The organism is Geodermatophilus obscurus, assembly GCF_900143215.1.
Taxonomy (GTDB): domain Bacteria; phylum Actinomycetota; class Actinomycetes; order Mycobacteriales; family Geodermatophilaceae; genus Geodermatophilus; species Geodermatophilus obscurus_A.
Genome location: NZ_FRDM01000061.1, coordinates 1 through 1319, shown reverse-complemented (window position 1 = coordinate 1319; position 1319 = coordinate 1). Strand labels below are relative to the sequence as shown.

General features: G+C 72.1%; 3 protein-coding genes. All 3 read right to left on the bottom strand.

Annotation, left to right across the window (positions count from 1 at the left end):
* Positions 1-552, bottom strand: a 552-nt coding sequence (locus BUB17_RS27200; RefSeq protein WP_208983636.1) for a hypothetical protein, incomplete at its 3' end; no start/stop codon positions are given.
* A complete protein-coding gene (locus BUB17_RS27195; protein WP_072921157.1) occupies positions 549-1013 on the bottom strand; it encodes a Mov34/MPN/PAD-1 family protein in 465 nt (154 codons plus the stop codon). The genes BUB17_RS27200 and BUB17_RS27195, both read right to left, overlap by 4 nt.
* A partial coding sequence (locus BUB17_RS27190; protein WP_208983634.1) for a hypothetical protein occupies positions 1010-1319 on the bottom strand: 310 nt, incomplete at its 5' end. The genes BUB17_RS27190 and BUB17_RS27195, both read right to left, overlap by 4 nt.

Genomic DNA, 1319 nt, shown 5'->3' with positions numbered 1-1319 from the left:
GACGAACTTGAGGCGCGCGAACATCGCCAGAAGCTCTGCTGGGGTGGCACCGACGTGGTCAGCCCACTCCTGTAGAGCCTGACCGGCTGCGCTCGTCTGCCCGGCATGAGCGGCGTACGGCACGAGGAGGTCTGTGCGGCCGTCGACGTGTCCCAGGAGCGGATCGTCGCGATCAAGAGCGCGGTTGGTGATCAGCTGGAGGGTGGGGAGGGCGCCGTTCGCGGTCAGCTTCTTCCAGCTGGCGTACAGCTTCTGCAGCAGGGACTTGCCGTTGCCCTTCTGGGCCGTCAGGTACTCGCTGTTGAGCAGGTCGGCGGGGTTGGTCGCCCACTTGACCTGCCCGTAGAGGTCGCTCGCGCCGATGGCGCTGCGGAGTACGACGTCGTCGACGTTACCGACCCCGTTGATCTCGACCTCGACCTGGGAGTACGTGCTGTCGGGTCGGATGACCTGCATGGCCGCGTCCCAGACGAACAGGTCCTGGAAGCGGTCGCCGCCGCGCCGAACTCCCGAGTTGGAGGCGGGGCCGGCGGCCGGCCGGGGGGCTGTCATGGTGAGTGTTCCTTCCGTGGAGGCAATGGGGTCGTGGCGTGCCGGGTGCATCCCCGGTGGGCGACCACGTGGTCGAAGGTGCTGTCGGCGCGGTGCACGAGCAGCACCAGGGGCTGGGTGTACTGGCGGGAGGCCCGGCGGATCGAGGTGACGTCTTGGCTGCTGGCTCCGCAGGGCGCCGGGTGGCTGTGCCAGTCGCCGACGTAGCCGAGCCACGGGTGCTGGTGCTCGTCGAGGGCGGCGTCGAGGGCGGCTTGCGCCTGCGGTTCGTCGCGGCTCCAGGAGTTGGTGGTTGCGCCCGGGTCGGGCACTTCGACGGCGTGGCGGACGACGACGTGGCCGGCGTCCCACCAGCCCAGCAGCAGCCCACCGGTTTCCCGCGGGTGGGCGGCGGCCGCGGCGGCCGCGATCACCTCGGTGGCGTCGGGGTGCACGTCGACGATGACCGGGGTGCCCGTCACGAGGCCGCCGCGTGTGGTGCGGTCGGTGGGTCCGCGGAAGTGACCTGGCCGAGGCGGTAGTACGGCGGCTCGGCCTGCGGGCTGCAGACCTCGGCGACCGTGGCCGGCAGGGTGCACTCGCGGGTGGCCTCGTCGAGGACGACGCGGAGGGCCAGTTCGGCGGCGGCGACGACCGCCCCTGGTGGGGTGGGTGAGACCGGGCTGCCGCAGCCCCGTTCGCGCAGCCCGGTGGTGTCGTCGAGCAGCGGCAGGGGCGGCAGGTGCGTCTCCCCGCGGCGCAGCGGCATCCGGTCGACGCGCAGCACG